The following is a 3,533-nucleotide window of genomic DNA, read 5'->3' as shown; positions in this document are numbered from 1 at the left end:
AGGAAGGTCAGCGGCGTGAAGCCGCCCCTGCTTCTGGATGCTGATCGGTTCCTCCACCGCATAGCCCTGCTGGATGCTCTGGCATTTCGCCAGGAAGGGGCCCAGGTTGTAGTTGTAGGGCCGCAGCTGCTCGTCCTTGAAGCCCTGCTCGGCCTTGAGCCAGGCCCACCAGGAAAACTGCGCGTCCTTGGCGATGTAGGCCACCGGGGCACGCTTGAGATCGGCGAAGGTCTTGTAGCCCTGGCCGGGATGGGCCATCAGGGCCTGCGGGTCCTTCTGGAACAGGCTGGCCACCGTGATGACCGGCACGCCGTTCTTCACGTTGTCGAAGCTGTGCAGCAGGTTGCCGGTCATCAGAAAGTCGATCTTGCCGGCCGGCAGCAGCGGCCGGTTGTTGACCTGCGGCCCGCCCTGGCGGATCTCCACCGCCAGGCCGTAGCGGGCATAGGTGCCATCCGCCAGCGCCTGGTAAAAGCCGCCGTGCGCGGCCTGCGCCTTCCAGTTGGTGGCGAACACCACCTTGTCCTGCGCCGCCACCGGGCCGGCTGACAGGCTGCCGGCCAGGGCCGTGGCCAGCAGCAGAACGGTGTGGGCACGCCTTCGCGTCATCGTCATCGCGGCATCCTTCAGAGGGTTCTGATGGCGCCGCATGGTAGCGGCAGGCGCTGGCCAGCACCGTGGCAGGGCCTTGGCCGCGCCCTCCCCGTGATCTCAGCGCGTCCAGTCCTCGCTGTGCTGCCACAGCGTGCGGGCCAGGGCCTCGTCCCGACCGGCCAGGCTGGGTTGGGCGGGCGCACCATCGCTCCAGTAAAGACCCGTCTGGCCTGCCAGCTCGGGCGCGGTGGCGCAGTGCAGGGGGGTGCGGGCCCCTTCCTCCACCGTGATCATGCGGCGCAGCCAGTGGAAGAGCGGGCGCAGCGGCGCCGGCAGGGTGCGCCAGATGTCCGAGGCCACCACCCCGGGGTGAACGGCATAGGTGCTGATGCCCGTGCCGGCCAGTCGCCGACCCAGCTCGGCGCTGAACAGCAGGTTGGCCAGCTTGGACACACCGTACTCCGCAATGCCGGTGGCGGTGCGGGTGGGTTCGCGCAGCTGCCCGAACGGAATGCCATCCACCCGCCGATGCGCCCGGCTGGACAGGGTGACGATGCGGGCCGGCCCACCGAGCTGCAGCGCCGGCAACAGACGCTGGGTCAACAGGAAGTGCCCCATGTGGTTCACGCCGAAGGCCATCTCGAAGCCCGAACGGGTGAGCCCCCGCGCGCCGGCCAGACCGGCGTTGTTGACCAGCAGCTGCAGCGGCAGGCCCATGTCCAGAAAGCGCTGCGCGCAGTCGCCCACGGAGGCGAAGTCCCCCAGCTCCAGCGGCAACCAGGTGGCGGAACGGGCCCCTGGCAGGGCATCGATCTCAGCCTGCACCTCGGCCGTGCGCTCGGCGCTTCGGCAGGCCAGGAAGACACGGGCGCCCTGACGGGCCAGCTCGCGGGCGATCACCCGGCCGATGCCGGTGTTGGCCCCGGTGACCAGGGCCACCTGGCCGGTCAGGGGAAGGAAGTCAGGCGTGGTGTTCATCGTGGGCCGCAGGCTAGCCGTGCCAGATGACAGCTCATGCGGTGTCGGGCCGCGGGCCGGGTTTCGCCCAGGTCACCAGGTGTGTCACCAGGTTTCTGGGCGGCTCAGCCCCGCTCGCTGTCATGCCAGCGCCGCAGCAGCAGACGCCCCAGCGCCTCGAAGCCCAGGTGGATCAGCACCCCGGTGGCCGCGACCAGCACCAGGGCCGCGAACATCTTGGGGATCTCGGTGCGAAAGGCCGCCTCCAGGATGCGCGAGGCCAGGCCGGTGTTGCGACCGGCCGCACCGGCGGTGAACTCGGCCGCCACCGCGCCGATCAGGCTCAGGCCACCGGCGATCTTCAAGCCGGTGAGGAAGTACGGCAGCGCCGAGGGAATGAGCAGGAAGCGCAGGGTCTGCCAGCGGCTGGCGCCATACAGGCGGAAGAGCTCGCGCAGGCCCGCGTCCGCGCTGCGCAAGCCGGCCAGGGTGTTGGCCAGCAGCGGGAAGAAGGCCACGATCCAGGCGCAGACCAGCACGGTGGCCTCGGCGCTGTCGGTCAGGATCATGATCAGCGGCGCCACCGCGATCACCGGCGTGACCTGCAGCACCACCGCGAAGGGCGTGAGGCTCCATTCCAGCCAGCGCGAGAGCGAGAACAGCGTGGCCAGGCCGACGCCGCCCACACAGGCCAGGGCCAGGGCGGTGGCGGTGATGCGCACCGTCACCCACCAGCTGGCCATCAGCGAAGCAAAGTCGTCATGCATGGCCTGCAGCACCCGCCAGGGGCCGGGCAGCAGATAGGGCGGGATATCCCAGAAGCGCACCGCGCCTTCCCAGGCCGCCAGGGCCAGCAGCACGGCCAGCGTGGGCGCCAGCCAGCGCCCCACGCGGCGCGGTGGCGCGGTCTCAGCCAAGCGCCGGCTCGCCGGCGGCGCGGGCCAGCGACTCGCTCAGGTGGGCACAGGCCGCGGTGAAAGTCTCGCTCTGGCGGAAGGCCGCCGTGCGGTGGGCCGGGCCGTCGATCACCACCTCGTCGACGATGCGCCCCGGACGGGCGCTCATCACCAGCACGCGCTGGCTCAGGAACACCGCCTCATAGACGCTGTGGGTGACGAACACGGCGGTGAAAGCCGGCCGGGCCGCGCCCTCGGGCCGCCACAGGTCCAGCAGCGCCTGGTTCAGGGCGAAGCGGTGGATCTCGTCCAGCGCGGCAAAGGGCTCGTCCAGCAGCAGCAGCGCCGGCTGGGTGACCAGGGCGCGGGCGATGGAGGCCCGCATCTTCATGCCGCCCGACAGTTCACGCGGCATGGACTGGGCGAAATCCTGCAAGCCCACCCGGGCCAGCGCGGCCCGCGCCGCCTCGGCCCGCGGCTCGGCGGCCACGCCCTGCAAGCGCAGCGGCAGCTCGACATTGCTCTGCACATCGGCCCAGGGCATCAGCGTGGGCTCCTGGAACACGAAGCCGGTGTCGCGGACCGGTCCGCGCGTGGGCTCACCGGCGCGCAGCACCTGGCCCGCGCTGATCGGGTCCAGCCCGGCCAGCACCCGCAGCAGGGAGCTCTTGCCGCAGCCCGAAGGCCCCAGCAGGCTGACGAATTCGCCCGGCGCGATCCGCAGGTCCACGCCCTGCAGGGCCTGCAGGCCGGTTTCGTAGCGGCGGTCCACCGCCTTCAGTTCGATCAAGGGAGAAACAGACATCACGGGCGAGACTGTACGCGACATGGGAAGATGGCTCCCGATGCCCACTTTAGAGGTCGTGCCCGACCACTTCCCTCATGCGAGCGATCGCGCCAGCTTTCGCCGCCCCGCCGCGCTGCCCGGGGTGGAGCTGTACCGCGCGCGCATCGTGCGGCACTGCTTCGACCCGCACGCCCATGAGGGCTATGGCCTGGGCGTGATCGAGGCCGGCGCCGAGCGCTTCCGCTACCGGGGGCGCGAACACGAGGCCCCGGCCGGCGCCCTGGTGCTGATGCAGCCCG

At 70.9% G+C, this 3,533-nt stretch carries 5 protein-coding genes; 1 reads left to right on the top strand and 4 read right to left on the bottom strand.

The window, feature by feature from the left end; translation table 11 throughout:
• The 4 genes from I73_RS14505 to I73_RS14490 all read right to left on the bottom strand — a co-directional run.
• On the bottom strand, nt 1-615 hold a 615-nt coding region (locus tag I73_RS14505; RefSeq protein ID WP_234409515.1), incomplete at its 3' end, for an ABC transporter substrate-binding protein.
• 96 nt (nt 616-711) lie between these two features.
• Nucleotides 712-1,572, bottom strand: coding sequence for an SDR family oxidoreductase (locus I73_RS14500; RefSeq protein ID WP_022981274.1), 861 nt, complete (start codon nt 1,570-1,572; stop codon nt 712-714).
• A gap of 104 nt (nt 1,573-1,676) precedes the next feature.
• Nucleotides 1,677-2,468 (bottom strand): ABC transporter permease, encoded by a 792-nt coding sequence (locus I73_RS14495; RefSeq protein ID WP_026096753.1) that lies wholly within the window; start codon nt 2,466-2,468, stop codon nt 1,677-1,679.
• The gene (locus tag I73_RS14490; protein WP_022981272.1) at nt 2,461-3,237 is read right to left on the bottom strand and encodes an ABC transporter ATP-binding protein; all 777 of its coding nucleotides are present in this window, start codon (nt 3,235-3,237) and stop codon (nt 2,461-2,463) included. The genes I73_RS14495 and I73_RS14490 overlap by 8 nt, the downstream gene beginning before the upstream one ends.
• Before the next feature lie 55 nt (nt 3,238-3,292).
• On the opposite strand from I73_RS14490, the gene I73_RS28055 reads away from it, so the two are divergent.
• On the top strand, nt 3,293-3,533 hold a 241-nt coding region (locus I73_RS28055), incomplete at its 3' end, for an AraC family ligand binding domain-containing protein (RefSeq protein WP_199899063.1).

Source organism: Ideonella sp. B508-1, assembly GCF_000333615.1.
Taxonomy (GTDB): domain Bacteria; phylum Pseudomonadota; class Gammaproteobacteria; order Burkholderiales; family Burkholderiaceae_C; genus Ideonella.
The sequence above is the reverse complement of the archived record's forward strand: the minus strand, read 5'-3'. Positions and strand labels throughout refer to the sequence as shown.